This window comes from Planktomarina temperata RCA23 (assembly GCF_000738435.1).
Classification (GTDB): domain Bacteria; phylum Pseudomonadota; class Alphaproteobacteria; order Rhodobacterales; family Rhodobacteraceae; genus Planktomarina; species Planktomarina temperata.
In genome coordinates, this window is record NZ_CP003984.1 from 909,871 (window position 1) to 927,378 (window position 17,508).

General features: G+C 53.5%; 15 protein-coding genes. 11 read left to right on the forward strand and 4 right to left on the reverse strand.

Annotated elements, in window-relative coordinates; translation table 11 throughout:
- Position 1 precedes the first annotated feature (1 nt).
- From RCA23_RS04375 to RCA23_RS04385, 3 genes are read right to left on the reverse strand one after another with little or no spacing between them, the layout of a single operon-like run.
- The gene (locus RCA23_RS04375) at positions 2–2,059 is read right to left on the reverse strand and encodes a hydantoinase/oxoprolinase family protein (protein WP_044049258.1); all 2,058 of its coding nucleotides are present in this window, start codon (positions 2,057–2,059) and stop codon (positions 2–4) included.
- Entirely contained in the window at positions 2,056–3,750 is a 1,695-nt protein-coding gene (locus tag RCA23_RS04380) for a hydantoinase B/oxoprolinase family protein (RefSeq protein WP_044049259.1), read from the reverse strand. The genes RCA23_RS04375 and RCA23_RS04380 overlap by 4 nt, the downstream gene beginning before the upstream one ends.
- Entirely contained in the window at positions 3,747–4,313 is a 567-nt protein-coding gene (locus RCA23_RS04385; RefSeq protein ID WP_044049260.1) for a nuclear transport factor 2 family protein, read from the reverse strand. Before RCA23_RS04385 ends, RCA23_RS04380 begins: the two co-directional genes overlap by 4 nt.
- Before the next feature lie 144 nt (positions 4,314–4,457).
- Here RCA23_RS04385 and RCA23_RS04390 point away from each other — a divergent pair, with 144 nt between their 5' ends.
- The 8 genes from RCA23_RS04390 to preA all read left to right on the forward strand — a co-directional run bounded on the left by RCA23_RS04390 (position 4,458) and on the right by preA (position 13,108).
- Positions 4,458–5,258: a GntR family transcriptional regulator gene (locus RCA23_RS04390; protein WP_044049261.1), complete on the forward strand. Its 801-nt coding sequence runs from the start codon at positions 4,458–4,460 to the stop codon at positions 5,256–5,258.
- Positions 5,255–6,661, forward strand: a complete 1,407-nt coding sequence (leuC, locus tag RCA23_RS04395; protein WP_044049262.1) for a 3-isopropylmalate dehydratase large subunit — start codon at positions 5,255–5,257, stop codon at positions 6,659–6,661. The genes RCA23_RS04390 and leuC overlap by 4 nt, the downstream gene beginning before the upstream one ends.
- Entirely contained in the window at positions 6,661–7,272 is a 612-nt protein-coding gene (gene leuD / locus RCA23_RS04400; RefSeq protein ID WP_044049263.1) for a 3-isopropylmalate dehydratase small subunit, read from the forward strand. The genes leuC and leuD overlap by 1 nt, the downstream gene beginning before the upstream one ends.
- Positions 7,273–7,332: 60 nt before the next feature.
- Positions 7,333–8,346 carry a TRAP transporter substrate-binding protein DctP gene (gene dctP, locus RCA23_RS04405; protein WP_044049264.1) on the forward strand — a complete coding sequence of 338 codons (1,014 nt, stop codon included), beginning with the start codon at positions 7,333–7,335 and terminating at the stop codon, positions 8,344–8,346.
- A 56-nt stretch (positions 8,347–8,402) separates the two neighbouring features.
- Complete coding sequence (locus RCA23_RS04410; RefSeq protein WP_044049265.1) at positions 8,403–8,903, forward strand: TRAP transporter small permease subunit; 501 nt, start codon at positions 8,403–8,405, stop codon at positions 8,901–8,903.
- Positions 8,903–10,210 (forward strand): TRAP transporter large permease, encoded by a 1,308-nt coding sequence (locus RCA23_RS04415; protein WP_044049266.1) that lies wholly within the window; start codon positions 8,903–8,905, stop codon positions 10,208–10,210. Before RCA23_RS04410 ends, RCA23_RS04415 begins: the two co-directional genes overlap by 1 nt.
- Before the next feature lie 256 nt (positions 10,211–10,466).
- Positions 10,467–11,804 carry an NAD(P)-dependent oxidoreductase gene (locus RCA23_RS04420; protein WP_044049267.1) on the forward strand — a complete coding sequence of 446 codons (1,338 nt, stop codon included), beginning with the start codon at positions 10,467–10,469 and terminating at the stop codon, positions 11,802–11,804.
- Positions 11,804–13,108: an NAD-dependent dihydropyrimidine dehydrogenase subunit PreA gene (gene preA / locus RCA23_RS04425; RefSeq protein ID WP_044049268.1), complete on the forward strand. Its 1,305-nt coding sequence runs from the start codon at positions 11,804–11,806 to the stop codon at positions 13,106–13,108. The genes RCA23_RS04420 and preA overlap by 1 nt, the downstream gene beginning before the upstream one ends.
- 42 nt (positions 13,109–13,150) lie before the next feature.
- On the opposite strand, the gene RCA23_RS04430 is transcribed toward preA, so the two are convergent.
- Positions 13,151–13,753 (reverse strand): TetR family transcriptional regulator C-terminal domain-containing protein, encoded by a 603-nt coding sequence (locus RCA23_RS04430; protein ID WP_044049269.1) that lies wholly within the window; start codon positions 13,751–13,753, stop codon positions 13,151–13,153.
- A gap of 184 nt (positions 13,754–13,937) precedes the next feature.
- Between RCA23_RS04430 and RCA23_RS04435 the strand changes: the two genes are divergently transcribed.
- Genes RCA23_RS04435 through RCA23_RS04445 form a run of 3 tightly spaced genes read left to right on the forward strand, consistent with a single transcriptional unit; the run spans position 13,938 to position 17,504 of the window.
- Positions 13,938–15,188, forward strand: coding sequence for an allantoate amidohydrolase (locus RCA23_RS04435; RefSeq protein ID WP_044049270.1), 1,251 nt, complete (start codon positions 13,938–13,940; stop codon positions 15,186–15,188).
- A 36-nt stretch (positions 15,189–15,224) separates the two neighbouring features.
- A complete protein-coding gene (hydA, locus tag RCA23_RS04440; protein WP_044049271.1) occupies positions 15,225–16,679 on the forward strand; it encodes a dihydropyrimidinase in 1,455 nt (484 codons plus the stop codon).
- Between the two features lie 42 nt (positions 16,680–16,721).
- A complete protein-coding gene (locus tag RCA23_RS04445) occupies positions 16,722–17,504 on the forward strand; it encodes an ABC transporter ATP-binding protein (RefSeq protein ID WP_044049272.1) in 783 nt (260 codons plus the stop codon).
- The last annotated feature ends 4 nt before the right edge of the window (positions 17,505–17,508 follow it).

Below are 17,508 nucleotides of genomic sequence, written 5' to 3' on the forward strand. Positions count from 1 at the left end.
TTCATTCCTCCTGAGGTTCAATGATGGTGTTGCCAAACCGATCTACGCGGCCTTGCAGGTGGGGCTCGATCAAGACAGTTGTGTCAGGTTGGGTCAAAATGGCGGGGCCAACTATTTTGGTTCCTGAGGGCAAGGCAAGGCGATCATATATGGCCGTGTCATACCATTTGTCGCCAAAGTGCACCCGGCGCACCCCAACTTTTTCCGCCCGTCCGCCTTCGGGCGGTGCAAGGGTGCTCAGGTCAAACTTGGGACGTTTGCCTGTCACCGCGCTGCGCAGGTTCAAAATGCGCCGCACGCCGTTTTGCAATAATCTGCCATAGGTTGCTTTATATGTGGCATCAAAGGCAGTCTCGATTTCGGCACGCGTGACGGCTGCCACAGTGCTTCCGTCTGTTTTGACCTTGAGCGGCACCGAAACAGTATGAGTTTGTCCGACATAGGCCATATCAAGCTCAAAGCTTAGCTCGCGGGCTTCGAAATTTGTTCTTGCGGCATCAAGCAAAGCCAGGCCTTGATCTACATGTGCGTGCATGAAGGCCGCCAATGCCGCCTTATCCAGCATATCAACGCGCGAATTTATGGTCTGAACAAAATCTTGCCTCATATCGGCAATAACGCAGCCCATAGCGGAGGTCACGCCCGGGTAGCGTGGGACAATCGCCCGCGCGATACCAACTTCCGCCAGCATCGCGCCAGCGTGCAATGCACCGCCGCCACCAAAAGGCATAAAGGCAAAATTTTTCGGGTCAAATCCTCGTTCGATGCTCACGAGCCGAATAGCGCCAGCCATACGGCTGTTTGCAACTTTCAAGATGGCTTCGGCGGCCTCCACTGTTGTGAGACCCAATGGCTTGCCAACATGCTCGTCAATTGCGCGGCCCGCGGCGTCTATATCCAGGCGCTCAAGTTCCCCACCAATTGGGTTTTCAGGGTCAATCCGTCCCAAGAAGACATTGGCGTCTGTCACCGTCGGTCTTGTATTGCCCAGGCCATAGGCCACTGGTCCCGGGTTGCTCCCGGCGCTTTGTGGGCCGATATTGAGCAGACCGCCCTTGTCCACCCAAGCGATAGATCCGCCGCCCGCGCCGATTGTGGTTATCTCGATCATCGGGTTGCGCACGACCATTCCAAAATCAATGGAGGTCTGAGGCGAAAGCATCGAGCGCCCCGCTGAAATCAACGACACGTCAAAACTTGTGCCCCCCATATCGCCGGTGATGACATTTTCAAAGCCTGCCGATTGGGCGATATAGGCCGCGGCTATGACCCCCGCAGCCGGTCCCGACAGGGCAGTGCGTACAGGCAGGCGGCAGGCCGTATCAACCGCCATCACGCCGCCATTGGATTGAACGATCATGAACTCGCCCTCAAAGCCGTCGGCCTTAAGCGCGTTTTCCAAACGGGCAAAGTAACCTGAAACCTCTGGCTGTAGATAGGCATTCAGCGCCGTCGTTGAAAAGCGTTCAAATTCGCGTATTTCCGGTAGAATTTCGGAGGACGCGGAGACATGCTGATTGTGCCAAATATCACGGAGCAACGCGACTGCGGCCTCTTCATTTGCCGTATTGGCATAGGAATTGGCAAATAGGATTGCCACGCTTTCACAGCCATTGGCTTGCAAGGCCTGCGCGGCGCTGCGTACCGCGTCAAGATCAACGGGGGTGCGCACAGTGCCATCTGCCAGCGTGCGCTCAGGCACTTCAAGGCGGTTTCTGCGGTCAACCACAGGCTCGAAATTCCCGCGAAGGCCCCAGGTGCGCGGGCGATCTCGCCGGCGCATTTCGAGCACATCGCGCAGTCCTTGCGTGCAGATGACGCCGGTCTTGGCGCCCTTGCGCTCCAAGAGCGCATTGGTGCCTGCGGTTGTTCCATGAACAACAACAGAAATTTTCGAAAAATCGCTGACCTCTTGTTTAATCCCATCTAGGAAGCCCGCCGATTGGTCAGGGCGCGTGGTGGGTACTTTTGCAACCCGGGCTGTGCCGGCTGTTTCGTTGAGAACAAAAATATCCGTGAATGTGCCGCCAACATCGACACCGATCATGAGGCTGCTCATAGGGTGCCCTCCCGCCACTTTGTTCCGTAGACGGCGTCAGCCTCGACGTCGCTCATTAATCCGCGCGCCACATCGCGGGCGATGGCCTCATGGCTGCGGTCATCAGCCCTGCCGTAGCCTCCACCTCCCGGTGTTTGTAGGCGTACAGCTTGCCCAGCTTTTAGAGTAATTCCACGCATCTTTGAGGTCAGCGGGGGGCTGTGCCATCCGTCATCTTGTTCGTATTGAAAAACATTGAGCGCAGCATCGCCACCACCTGCGATTCCCTTGGGTGCGAAGCAACCACGCTCTCCAAAGAGAAAGGCTTCTGCGCCGTTTTCTTCAAGAACTTCAATTTCATAGATCGCGCCTAAGCCGCCGCGATGCGCCCCAGCTCCTGCGCTATCGGGGCGCAGAGCCCATGTTCGAAACATCACAGGATAGGCCGCTTCTAAAATTTCCATTGGCGGAATTGTGGCGGTTGAGATTGGCGCGTTGCCATGGTTTAGACCGTCTGTCTCGATAGAGCCGCCGTGACCGCCTCCGTAGAAGGAAAACATGACCCATGGCTGGCCGTTTTTGCGCTTGCCTGCAATGGAAAGCGCATTGATTGTTCCGTATGCATTTGCAACCACCCGCTCCGGGGCAGCCTGCGCAAAGGCAGAAAATACAACGTCAATCATACGCAGGATGGTTTCCGTATATCCGCCCGTTGGCGCGGGGAACTTCGCGGCCAGAAGGCTGTCTTCGGGCACGACGACCTCAATAGGGCGCATGACCCCAGCATTCGCAGGTAGCGCAGGAAAGATATGTTTGATTGCGACGTACGCTGTTGCCACGGCTGTCGGCAGGGCAATGTTTACAGGACCGGCGCATTGAGGAGCCGAGCCTGTGAAATCAAGAAGCATGGTGTCATCCTTGATTTCAAGAGCGATTCTGATCTTAAGCGGCGCATCATTGATCCCGTCGTTATCCAGGTAATCTTCCGCTTCCCAGCGCCCATCTGGCAGCTCCGTCAACTCTGAGCGCATGAGCGCCTCAGCGCGGTGGCCCAAGGCTTCAAGTGCGGCTGTGATCGTCACGCCACCATATTCATCTAGCAGCTCATCCATCCGCTTCACACCCAGATCGAGCGCGCCCAACTGACCGTTGAGATCGCCCATGGCGGATTGTGGCAGGCGGGTGTTGCGCATTAGAATGTCGATGATGTCTTGGTTCACCTTGCCGGCACGCGCAAGTTTCACGGGTGGCAAGTTAAAGGCTTCTTGGAAAACATCAGTGGCGGCCGGGTTGTAATTTCCGGGAACAGCGCCGCCGACATCGTGCCAATGGCCGACCGAGGCGAGATAGCAAAACAGCTTACCCGCGTGATAATATGGACGCACCAAACGCATATCTGACAGATGTGTGCCGCCAATATGGGCATCATTGAAGATGTAAATGTCGCCATCTTGCAAATCGCCGTCTTTGGCAGCTTTCTCGATCACGGCCTTGACCGCAAAAGACATCACACCAACGAATATTGGCAATCCCGATTTGCCTTGCACCAAAGTGTCGCCCGAGACCGCATGATAAAGCCCATGGCTGGCATCATGCGCCTCGGCGATGATGGGATTAAAGGCCGCACGAAAGAGGGTTGCGTCCATTTCATCTGCAATTTGTTCCATCCTGCCCGCAAGCACCGATAGGGTTATTGGATCAATTTCACTCATGTATTTGCCCTCACTTCGGCCATATCGTTCCAAACATCCTGCTTGGTAATCTTTCCATCAACGACTTCGAAGCGATCAATAAAACGGATGCTTTCAAAGCAGCTGCCATCGTGGTATTCGCCTTGCAACGTGCCGCGGCAATAGACGATGGAGGCCTCGTCTGGGCTCTGAAGCGCATCAAAACCTTCATATGTTTTTGTGACAAATTTGTAGCGTGGCTTCGACCATTGTATCAGCGCGTCAAGCGTCGTCATTGGCCCGGTGCCGGGGAAAGACATTGTAAAGCCCTGAGCCAACAATGCGCCTGCCTTTGTCAGATCACGCGCTTCCATGGCTGAGAGATAATCTTTTACGATGAGCTCTGGGTCCGGCCTTGCCGCTGCCGGTCTGCGCTGGATACGACCGCGATAGTAATTTTCGGTTGGCATGTCATGAATCATGATCGTGACAAGCTCTGGGGTAGCTGGGACCACGAATCGCACAGCATCTGTCAAAGCCTGACCAAGGCGTTGTTTTTCTGATGAATCATAGCCTTCTAATACGTGCAGTTCGACCACAGGCATCGCCGTCTCCCTCGCTTAACCTGTACTATCTGTAATACATATATTGTATCTTTCCAGATTTTTTTTTTGGATATTCTGAATACTAATACTTGCTTTTGTAGGGAACATATTTACGCTCAACTGGGTACGGTTGAGGAATCATGAATGCGGGCTGAGTCTGTTCAGATATTGCCAAAGGGGACCAAGGCGCTCCGTGTTTACCTTTCAGTGCGCGATCAGATTACGGTCGGTGATCTGCGAGATGGTGAAACCCTACCCAGCGAGCAGAAACTCGCCGAGGCTTTTGGTGTCAGTCGAGTCACTGTCCGTCGTGGGCTGGACGCACTGGCGCAGGGAGGCTTTATAGAGCGCCGGGCTGGAAGCGGAACGAAGGTTCGCGCGCGCCCAGCAGTGGCCCAGCGCGCTGCCATGAATTTCAACACACTCATGCCGCAACTGGTCGAGATGGGCCAAAAGACGACCGCGCGGCTGTTATCATTCACCTACGGTGGCGCGCCCGATTTCGTGTCCCTCGCGATGGGGTTTAAGCGAGATATCGAAGTTCAGATTGCGACGCGGGTTCGGCTTGCGGGCAATGTTCCATTTTCTCATTTGACAACTTATGTGCCGGCTCAGATTGCGCAAAACTATTCCGAGAATGATCTGGCCACAACGCCGCTCTTTCAGCTTTTGGAGCGAAGTGGCGTGCAGATAAAGGAGGCGCATCAATCCGTAAGCGCCACCTTGGCCGGTCCTGAAGTCGCTAAGGCTCTTGATGTTGAAGTTGGCTCGGCATTGCTCTCATTGCGGCGGGTTGTGCGGGATGTGCATGGAGACGGTGTCGAGTACCTCGCAGGGCTCTACAGACCGGATATGTTCCGGCTCGAAATGCCGCTCATGCGTGTTGGGCAGGGCTCCGCGCGCCATTGGGAACCTGCCATTGGCAAGGATGAGGGCGGCATATGAAGCCGACCTCTCAAACCATGTTGGACAAGCTTTGGGCTGCGCATGAAGTGTTGCGGCGCAACGACGGTGTTTCGCTGCTTTGGATTGACCGCCATCTGGTTCATGAGGGGTCGCATCATGCTTTTGCCAAACTCAAAGAGCGGGGACTATCTGTTTGCGAGCCTGATCTGACGTTTGCTTTCGTTGACCATTATGCGCCGACGCGACGCAGTTCGCAGACCTGTGACCCGCAGATATTGGGCATGATCCAGACACTGCGCCAGAACGCTCATGACCATGGGGTCCGCCTCTATGATCTGGATGACCCAAGACAGGGCATCGCCCATGTGGTGGGCCCCGAAGAGGGCTTGACGCTGCCCGGTTTGCTCATCAATTGCGGTGATAGCCATACGTCAACCCACGGTGCCTTTGGTGCGCTGGCCTTTGGTATTGGCGCGACAGAAGTGGCCCATGTGCTGGCCACGCAAACCATATGGCAGCGCAAACCAAAATCCATGCGCATCCGTGTCGAAGGCGCCTTGGGTTTCGGCGTCGCGGCTAAGGATATAGCGCTTGGCTGGATTGGCAAGCTGGGAACCGATGGGGCGCAAGGCCATGCCGTGGAATACGCAGGCGCCGTCATCAGAGGGCTGTCCATGGAAGGCCGGATGACGCTGTGCAACATGTCGATTGAGGGCGGCGCACGATTTGGGATCATAGCGCCAGACGAGACAACCTTCGCTTATATCAAAGACCGTCCCTTTGCGCCTAAAGCCGCGGCATGGGAACAAGTCTGTGCGGAGTGGCGCGCGCTTTGCAGTGATAAAGATGCTCAGTTTGACCGTGAGGTGGTGTTGGATGCCTCTGAGATCGCACCGACCGTGACTTGGGGCACCAGTCCAGAGCAAGCGCTGCCGATAACGGCTGCAGTGCCGGCGGCGGATGATGTGACGCCCGCCAAACGTGAGGCTGTCCGTGATGCGCTCGAGTATATGGGGCTCAAGGCTGGTGATAAGCTTGAGGGTACGGCAGTGGATCAAGTCTTTATCGGCTCGTGCACCAATGGGCGAATAGAGGATTTGCGCGAAGCGGCGCATGTGCTCAAGGGCCGTAAGGCAAAGATACCTGGTCAGGTCTCTCCCGGTTCTGCCAAGGTCAAAGCTCAGGCTGAAGCGGAGGGGCTTGACCAGATATTCAGGTCAGCTGGCCTGGATTGGGTCGCCTCTGGTTGCTCAATGTGTGTTGGGATGAATGGTGATCTTGTTGAGAAAGGCCAGCGCTGCGCATCCTCAACCAATCGCAATTTCAAGGGGCGCCAAGGGCGCGGTGCGCGCACACATCTCATGAGCCCGGCGATGGTTGCTGCGGCTTCAGTCACGGGCATGCTCACAGATGTGCGCCGGCTTCTTGAGGGGCGCCAGTGATGGCTGGCTGGAGCACACATATAGGCATGGCCGTGTGTCTGCCACAGGCGAATATCGATACCGACCAACTGATCCCTGCGCGCTTTATGTCCGTGCCACGGGCGCAGGGTTACGGGCGCTTTCTTTTGCATGACATGCGCCGCGAGGAGGCGGGGGATTTGAAGGCTGATTTCCCGCTCAATGCCCAGGACGGCATGAGCGTGTTGATCGCGGGCCGCAATTTTGGCAGCGGATCCTCGCGGGAGGCGGCGGTCTATGCGTTGGTTGATTCAGGCATCCGTGCCGTGTTTGCGCCAAGTTTTGGGGATATTTTTGCGTCAAATGCCGTGAACAATGGGCTGTTACCGGCTCAGATTGACGAAGCGACTTACGAGACACTTTCGCAGACCTTAGAGCGCAGGCCTCAAACCATCACGATAGATCTTGGCGCCCGCAGTCTTCAGCTTGGGTCTGTTGGGGCGCGTTTCTCAATCGATGACAGTTGGGCGCTGAAATTGATCAATGGCTGGGACGACATTGATCTTACGCGCCATCACAGAGCGGCCATCGCTGCGTTCAAAAATACTCGATATCAAACCACCGCTTGGGCCTGGCCCAACGGCGCGGATTGAAAAAGCCGCCATCTGCGCGGGCAATGGGGGTGCAAGCCTCAAAACAGGGAGAAAGAAACGATGAAGATGAAACTACTGGGGAGCCTCCTAGCCGGGGCCACACTCGTTGCGGGCACGCTTAAAGCTGAAGAGACAATATCGGCCGTGCACGCATTTCCTGAAACTTTAATTTACACAAAAAGCTTTTTGAGCTTTGTCGATAAGGTCAATGCAAAAGGCGCGGGCGTCATCCAGATTGACGTGCGCGGTGGGCCTGAAGCGATTGGCATGTTCCAACAGCCTGACGCCGTGCGCGATGGTATCGTTGATATGGTCTATACGCCTGGCTCGTTTTACGGAGGAGCTCTTCCAGAGAAAGACGCTATGGTGTCGTCAAATCTGACAGCGGTTGAAACGCGTAAAAATGGTGGCACTGCGCTGATCGACCAGATTCATCAAGAAAAAATGGGCCTTAAGTACCTCGGTTGGTTCGACAGTGGTGTTTGCTACAATCTGTGGACGCGTGAGCAACCCACCTTTGATGCGGCGGGCAACCTCGAAGTCAATGGTTTGAAGCTACGTGGGAACAACGTTTATAATGCATTCTTCACGAATTATCTTGGCGCGCAGGTCATTGATTTGCCAACAGGTGAAGTCTACTCTGCGCTTCAGCGCGGCGTTGTCGATGCGACAGGTTGGACTCAGATTGGCCTGATTGATCTGAAGTGGAACGAGTTTTTGAACTACCGCATCGAACCTTGCTTCTTTTCGACAGATCTCGGTGTGATTGTGAACAACGAAAAGTGGAACTCGCTTTCTGATGAGGCCAAAAAAATCCTTCAAGATGTGGCAATTCAGCACGAGCAAGACAGTGTTAAAGCCTTGCGCGCCAAACGGGATGACGACTTTGCCGCGCTTGATGCTGCGGGCATGAAAGTCGTGTCGCTAGAAGGCACAGCCAAAGCCAATTACCTTGCCGCGGCACGGGAGAAAACATTGGAGCGTATGAAGGAAGTTATGTCCGGACAGCCCGGCGGCACAGGCAATTATGATCGCTTGGTTGAGCTGTTTTACGATCTCGATGCAGCAAAATAAGCCCTTTCGCAGGTCCACCCTTCGGGCGGGCCTGCGTTGTCCATGAAAGACGATCTATGATCAATACCACATATAAAACACTGCTATACGTGATGGCCGGGATTTCGGGTCTCACATTGGTCTGGATCATGGTCTCTGTGATCGCTTCGGTGTTGATGCGCAATTTTGGGCTTCAGCCTTTTGCTTGGCTTTTTACTTCGGCAGAATATGGTCTTCTCTACATGACGATGTTGGGTGCACCCTGGCTGGTCCGTGAGAAAGGGCATGTTCATATCGAATTGCTGACATCCGCCTTGTCGGAGGGGCCGCGCCAATTGCTGAGCCGCGCTGTTGCGCTCGCCTGTGTTGTGGTCTGTGCAATTCTCGCATGGAAAGGAATAGAGCTGGTGTTGACCAATCTGGAGCGCGGCGACTTTGATACCCGCGCCTATTACTATCCGCGCTGGCTGCTCAGCATTACTTTTCCGCTCTCATTTGGCCTTATGGCCGTTGAATTTTCCCGTTTCGTCTTTGGCTCTGAGCTGATGCACAGCGGTGAAGCTGGGATACATGAATAATGGAATGGTTTGAGGCGCTCGCCCTGCTGCTCGGCACAATTATGCTTCTCATGGCTGTTGGCATGCCCATAGCGCTGGCCTTTTTGGCAGCCAATATCATCGGTGCATGGGTGTTCATGGGCGGAGAGCGTGGCATCACCCAACTTTTAAACAACGGGCTTGGCTCGCTCACAAAATACGCGCTGATGCCGATCCCATTGTTTTTACTTATGGGGGAAATATTCTTCCATACAGGACTTGGCGGCCGTATGTTCACCGCAATTGACAAATTGCTGGGTCGTCTTCCGGGGCGCTTAAGTTATGTAACAGTTTTGGGCGGCACTGCTTTTTCAACCCTGTCAGGCTCGTCCATGGGGTCAACCGCGCTTTTGGGCTCGCTCATGGTTCCAGAGATGAGCCGTCGTGGCTATAAATCCCACATGAGTATTGGCCCGATCCTGGGAACCGGAGGTCTGGCGATTATTATTCCGCCATCGGCTTTGGCTGTCCTTCTCGCAACGCTGGCGCAGATTGATGTGGCGGCTTTGCTGCTTGCCGGTGTGATACCGGGTCTCGTTCTTGCGGGTTTCTATATCGCCACCATTTGGATTCAGACTCAAATCGACCCAACGGCCGCGCCAGCCTATGAGGTTGAGCGGCTGTCTTTTGCCAAAAAGATTGGCCTGCTCCTGCGGGAGGTCGTCCCAATGGTGAGTGTGATGATCATTATCATTGTGCTGATGATCCAGGGGTTTGTGACCCCTTCGGAAGCCGCTGCCTTTGGCGCTTTGGGTGTACTTGTTCTTGCAGCAGTGTTTCGCTGCCTCACTTGGGAGGCTATGAAAAAGTCAGTCATCGGGGCTTTGAGGGTAACACTCATGGCTTATTTGATTGTCTTCGGATCGGCAACATTCAGTCAGCTGCTCGCTTTCTCGGGTGCGTCGCGTGGGCTGGTCAGCTGGGCGACCAGTTTTGATTTGGCGCCCCTGGCCATGCTGATGGTGATGTTTGCTGTGCTCTTGCTGCTGGGCATGTTCATGGAGCAGATCTCAATCATGCTGCTTACTGTGCCGATCTTTTTCCCTCTGGCCCAAACACTCGGTTTTGATCCGATTTGGTTTGCGTTGATCATGCTGCTCTCCTTGGAGATTAGCTTTACAACCCCACCATTCGGGCTTTTATTGTTCGTGATGAAGGGGGTATCTCCGCCAGAAACGACGATGCGAGAGATATACACCTCAGCTTTCCCCTACATCTTTTGCTCGCTATTCTTGGTGATATTGCTGATTGTCTTTCCTCAAATAGCACTGTGGTTGCCGGCATTGTGAATGGGCAGCAATGCTGAAAGCACACCATTGCAGGGGCGGCTGAAACGCGGCTGAAACAGCACCGTTTTTTGAGTTAAGCTATTGATTATATATGATTTTTGATCACTATAGCCAAAGTCTATTTTGAGGTTTATGTTTTTGTTCGCATTGGTCGAAAATGCCGAGAGCTTCAGATTCTCGGCCGCAAAAATTTTACCGTTTGATAAAAAAATAATCTGTGCAATAGTGATTCTGTAATTTGATCGACGGAGGATCTATGACCAATCCTATGACGCCAGGCATTGCAGCGGATCGCCTAAGCAACGAAGCGCTTGCACAAAACTTTGCAGACCTACATGTGCCACTCGAACCGCATGAAGTGCGGGTTGCGGCTGATCGCTGTTACTTTTGCTATGATGCACCCTGTGTGACCGCCTGCCCGACGGATATCGATATTCCGCTATTCATCCGCCAAATTAGTACGGATAGGTCAGAGGCTGCGGCCAAAACGATTCTTGATATGAATATTTTGGGCGGAATGTGTGCCCGTGTTTGCCCAACGGAAGTGCTTTGCGAACAAGCCTGCGTGCGTGAAGTTTCAGAGGGCAAGCCTGTTGAAATTGGCCGCCTTCAACGCCACGCCACTGATCGTTTGATGGCAAAAAATATTCATCCCTTTGAGCGTGCAGCCGCCACTGGCAAGAAGGTTGCCGTGGTTGGGGCGGGTCCTGCGGGGCTATCCTGCGCCCACCGATTGGCATTAAAGGGGATCGACGTGACGATCTATGATGCCCGTTCTAAAGCAGGCGGCCTGAATGAATACGGGATCGCCGCCTATAAATCCACAAACGACTTTGCCGCAAAGGAAGTGGCGTGGTTGTTGTCTATCGGTGGTATCACGATTGAAAACAACAAAACGCTGGGCGTGGACATGACGCTGGACGGCCTTAGCTCTGATTTCGATGCGGTTTTTCTGAGTGTTGGTTTGGGCGGCGTTAACGCCCTGAGCATGTCGAGTGAAGATGATACATGTATGTCAGACGCAGTTGGGTTCATTGAAACATTGAGACAAGCGACTGACCTGGCCAGCATACCCATTGGGCGCAACGTGGTTGTTATCGGTGGCGGCATGACAGCGGTTGATGCAGCTGTGCAGTCGAAATTGCTTGGTGCAGAGCAGGTCACGATTGCCTACCGACGGGGCCGCGAAGCCATGAGTGCGAGCCGCTATGAACAAGACCTCGCAGCGTCCCATGGCGTGAAGCTTTTGTTCAACGTCCAACCGGTAACACTGGAGACTTTGGAACCAAGCGCGGCGCTTGTCCTGGAATATACGGCGACAAAAGACGGTCGATTGACAGGTACAGGCGAGACCATGCGGATCTCTGCGGATCAAGTATTTTCTGCCATCGGTCAAACACTTGCCACCGATGGTGGACTGGCACTTGATGGGCGCAAGATTTCTGTGACAGGTGCAGGTCGCACGAGCCGTGATCGGGTTTGGGCAGGTGGCGATTGCGCCTCCGGTGGTGATGATCTGACTGTAACTGCGGTCGCTGAAGGGCGCGATGCCGCAATGGATATTTATGCAACCTTAATGGGAGGGGCAAACTAATGGCTGATCTAACGACAGATTTCTTGGGTATCAAAAGCCCAAATCCATTCTGGCTCGCTTCTGCGCCGCCAACTGATAAAGAATATAATGTGCGCCGCGCATTTGAGGCCGGTTGGGGGGGCGTTGTTTGGAAAACCTTAGGGGCTGAAGGTCCACCAGTGGTCAATGTGAATGGCCCACGCTACGGCGTCATCCACGGCCCAGATCGCCGCGTTCTTGGGCTGAACAATATTGAGTTAATCACCGACCGACCACTCGATGTGAACCTAGAAGAAATCACCCGTGTTAAGAAAGATTACCCAAACCACGCTGTGATCGTGTCCATCATGGTGCCTTGTGAAGAACAGGCATGGAAAGATATTCTACCAAAGGTCGAAGCGACAGGTGCGGATGGGATCGAGCTCAACTTCGGTTGCCCACACGGAATGTCCGAAAGGGGTATGGGCGCGGCTGTTGGACAGGTTCCTGAGTATATTGAAATGGTCACAGGCTGGTGTAAAAAATACTATTCCAAACCAGTGATCGTCAAGCTGACGCCGAATATCACAGATGTGCGTTTGCCGGCCGCGGCAGCGAAACGGGGTGGCGCGGACGCTGTGTCATTGATCAATACAATAAATTCTATCGTCTCAGTGGATCTCGATAGCATGAGCCCAGAACCATCCATAAATGGCAAGGGTACGCATGGGGGCTATTGTGGTCCTGCGGTTAAGCCGATTGCAATGTCCATGGTGTCTGAAATTGCGCGCGCGCCCGCAACCGCTGGATTTCCCATCTCCGGTATTGGTGGGGTCACAACATGGCGGGATGCGGCTGAATACATCGCGCTCGGCTGCGGCAACGTCCAGGTTTGCACCGCGGCGATGACTTATGGTTTCAAGGTTGTGCAAGAAATGATCACGGGTCTGTCTCAGTGGATGGATGAAAAAGGGCACAAAAGCATCCAAGACTTTATGGGCGCTGCGATCCCCAACACGACCGATTGGCAATATCTTGATCTTAATTATGTCGCCAAAGCAGTGATTAACCAAGATGACTGCATCAGCTGTGGACGTTGCTTTGCCGCATGCGAAGATACATCGCATCAAGCTATTGTAATGTCTGAAGATCGTAAGTTCTCCGTGCTTGATGCGGAATGTGTGGCATGTAACCTTTGTGTCGAAGTCTGCCCCGTTGAAAATTGCATAACCATGGTGCAGCAGCCTGCCGGCACTGTTGATCCGCGCACAGGTCAAACCATTTCGGATGGATACGCCAATTGGACAACACACCCGAATAATCCCGATTCTGTCGCGGCTGAATAAAGGATGATCAAATCGGCGTGTGGGGAAAACCCACGCGCCGTATTAAACAGTCAACATGCGTCGTAGCATATCTTCTAAATATTGCTCGGCATCCTCAAAATGATCTCGTTCTCCCAAGATCGCCTTCACTTGAACATCAAAGTCAGCATAATGTTGCGTCATGGCCCAGATCGAAAAGATGAGATGATAAGGATCGATAGCACGAATCAATCCCGCGTCTGCCCAGTGGTTAATTAACAGCGCTAAGTTCTCGACAACCTCACGCAGTTCACCGGTCAAAACGGATTTAATTCGCGGGGCGCCTTGGATGATTTCAGTGGCGTAAAGGCGACTTTCACGGGGGTAGAGCCGGCTCATTTTCAGTTTGTGTTTGGCGTATTTCAGTATTTCTTCAACAGGGTCACCGGCGGGGTCAATATCGCGAACAGGCTGCAACCAATCGGTCAATAACTGGGCCAATAGTGCCTCGTAAATAGCCTCTTTGGATGCGAAGTAATACAGGATGTTGGGTTTTGACAGACCAGACTCCGCTGCGATCTGATCTAATGTCGCGCCGCGAAACCCAAATTGGGCAAAGACCTTTAGCCCAGCGGCTTTGATTGCTGAGTGGTTTTTTTTCTGGATACGGGTCTCTGTCTTTTTCATACCGGTCTATCACATGGAACAGTTGAGGGAGTAAATGACTAATTCGAAGGCAGTTCGGCAATGGATTGGCAAATTATAAAAGCAATTCCTTGACACATGTCTGGCCTCTGCTAGCGTTAGTTTGACCAGTTGGTCAAATTATTAATTGAGCAACCGTAATAATTCGAAAGTGAAGGACCGTCTCATGGCTGCTATTGGCGAAAATCTGAAGATTAACAGCGAACGTCTTTGGGACAGTCTGATGGAGATGGCCAAGATTGGGCCGGGTGTGGCAGGCGGCAATAACCGACAAACTCTGACAGATGAAGACAGCGAAGGCCGTCAATTGTTTCTCGATTGGTGCAAGGCTGCTGGCTGCACGATGGGCCTTGATCAAATGGGCAATATGTTTGCGCGTCGCGAGGGAACAGACCCTGAGGCCCTGCCAGTTTATGTGGGGTCGCATTTAGATACCCAACCCACTGGTGGGAAATATGATGGGGTGCTTGGGGTTCTCGGTGGCCTCGAAATTTTGCGCACCATGAATGATCTGGATATCAAAACCAAACACCCAATTGTTGTGGTTAATTGGACGAATGAGGAGGGAACACGCTTTGCGCCGGCGATGTTGTCCTCAGGTGTATTTGCTGGTGTTCACACCCAAGATTGGGCCTATGATCGTGTGGATGCTGAGGGTAAAGCCTTTGGGGATGAATTGCAGCGCATTGGCTGGCGGGGTGATGAAGACGTGCGCGCGCGCAAAATGCACGCCTTCTTTGAACTGCACATCGAACAGGGTCCGATCCTAGAGGCAGAAAATAAGCAAATTGGGATTGTGACCCATGGGCAGGGTCTGTCCTGGACCCAAGTGACGATCACTGGCAAAGACGCCCACACAGGATCGACCCCGATGCCCATGCGCAAAAATGCAGGGCTCGCCATGGCACGGGTTTTGGATAAAGTTGAAGCGATCGCGCTGTCATACGCACCTCATGCGGTCGGGGCGGCGGGTCATATCGATGTTTACCCCAATTCACGCAACGTGATCCCTGGCAAAGTCGTGTTTACGATTGATTTTCGCTCTCCCGATTTGACTGTCATCACTGACATGGAGGCGCGTTTGCGGACAGAAGCCCAGCCCATCTGTGAAGCGATGGGAATGGACATTGAGTTTGAAAAGGTCGGTGGGTTTGATCCTGTCGCCTTTGACGCAACATGTGTTCAGGCCGTGCGCCGCGCGGCAGAGCGTTTGGGATATAGCCATATGGATCTCATTTCAGGCGCGGGTCATGACGCCTGTTGGATCAATAAGGTTGCGCCCACGGCAATGATCATGTGCCCTTGTGTCGACGGTCTGAGCCATAATGAGGCCGAGGACATCAGCCAGGAATGGGCAGCTGCGGGCGCAGATGTTTTGTTGCATGCCGTTTTGGAGACGGCCGTAATTACACCATAAGCCGCGGCGCAGATACCAATAGACAGGGAGATTATTATGAGCACAGTCATCAAGAACGGCACAGTCGTCACGCATGATTTGACATATGAAGCAGATGTTTTGATTGAAGATGGTAAGATCATCGAGATTGGAAGAAACCTATCTGGCACGGATGAATTGGATGCAACAGGCTGCTACGTGATGCCGGGTGGCATTGACCCCCATACCCATCTTGAGATGCCATTCATGGGCACATATTCTTCGGATGATTTCGAAAGCGGCACTCGCGCGGCATTGGCTGGCGGCACTACGATGGTTGTCGATTTCGCACTGCCGAGCCCAGGGCAAGGACTGCATGATGCGCTGAAAATGTGGGACAATAAATCCACCCGCGCCAACTGCGATTATTCCTTCCACATGGCGGTGACCTGGTGGGGCGAACAGGTGTTTGACGAGATGGAGAGCGTGATCAAAGACCGGGGCATTAATACGTTCAAGCATTTCTTGGCCTATAAAGGCGCCTTGATGGTTAATGACGACGAGCTGTTCGCAAGCTTCAATCGCCTTTCCGAATTGGGAGGCATCGCGATGGTTCACGCCGAAAACGGTGATGTCGTTGCTGAACTCTCCGCCAAATTACTGGCTGAGGGCAATACGGGACCAGAAGCGCATGCCTATTCCAGGCCGCCGCAAGTTGAGGGCGAAGCCACCAATCGCGCAATTATGATCGCCGATATGGCAGGGGTGCCGCTCTATGTTGTTCATACCTCTTGCGAAGAGTCCCACGAGGCAATTCGCCGGGCACGTCAACAGGGCAAACGGGTTTGGGGCGAGCCATTGATCCAGCACCTAACACTGGACGAAAGCGAATACTTCAACAAGGACTGGGACCACGCCGCGCGTCGCGTTATGTCTCCACCCTTTCGCAACAAACATCACCAAGATAGCCTTTGGGCTGGCCTTCAGTCCGGCTCCCTGAGCGTTGTGGCCACCGATCACTGCGCATTTTCAACAGAACAAAAACGGTTCGGCCTGGGGGACTTCACTAAGATCCCTAATGGCACAGGTGGTCTGGAAGATCGCATGCCGATGCTATGGACCTATGGCGTTGCGACCGGTCGCCTAACGCCGAATGAATTCGTGGCTGTCACATCAACCAATATCGCCAAGATCCTGAATTGTTATCCGCGCAAGGGGGCAATCCTTGTCGGTGCGGATGCGGATATTGTTGTCTGGGACCCGAAGAAAGAAAAGACGATCGCAGCAGGTACGCAGCAGTCGGCCATTGATTACAATGTATTCGAGGGTAAAAAGGTCAAAGGCCTGCCGCGCTTTACCTTAACACGTGGGCATGTTGCGGCCTATGATGGTGAGATGCGCACCCAGGAAGGGCATGGCAATTTCGTAAAACGCGCCGGCAATACCGCAACGAACAAAGCTCTATCATCATGGAAAGCTCTTACGTCACCGCGCCCTATTGAGCGTTCAGGAATTCCCGCCAGTGGAGTCTGAGGCCGTGATTACAATTTCGTTGACCCATTTTCAGGATGCAATATGACGCAAGAGCCAACCATCGATGCCAAAGGGCTTCATCTGACTTTTGAGACCAATGATGGTCCTGTCCACGCGCTTCAGGACGTGAACCTTGAGATCAATAAGGGCGATTTTGTGAGCTTTATCGGTCCGTCTGGCTGCGGTAAAACCACGTTCTTACGCTGTATTGCAGGGCTTGAAACACCCACTTCAGGTCATATTTCGGTCAATGGCCTGACGCCGGATGAGGCACGTCGCGTGCGCGCTTACGGCTATGTATTTCAGGCGGCGGGGCTTTATCCGTGGCGTACAATTGGCGGCAACATCCGCCTACCCCTTGAGATTATGGGCTTTTCCAAATTTGAAATGTCACAGCGGGTCGAACGGGTCTTGGAATTGGTCGACTTGACCGGATTTGATAAAAAATTTCCCTGGCAATTGTCTGGGGGAATGCAGCAGCGGGCCAGTATTGCGCGCGCGCTTGCCTTTGACGCTGATATCTTGCTGATGGATGAACCCTTTGGTGCGCTTGATGAAATTGTGCGTGATCACTTAAATGAACAGTTGTTGCAGCTTTGGGCCCGCACGGAAAAGACGATCGGGTTTGTGACACATTCGATCCCTGAGGCGGTTTACCTATCGACTAAGATCGTTGTGATGAGCCCACGACCAGGCCGCATCACGGACGTTATTGACAGCAGTTTGCCAAAGGAGCGACCGCTCGACATTCGCGATAGTCCTGAATTCATCTCTATTGCTCAACGCGTGCGTGATGGGCTGCGGGCAGGGCACGCCCATGTGTAAGTCA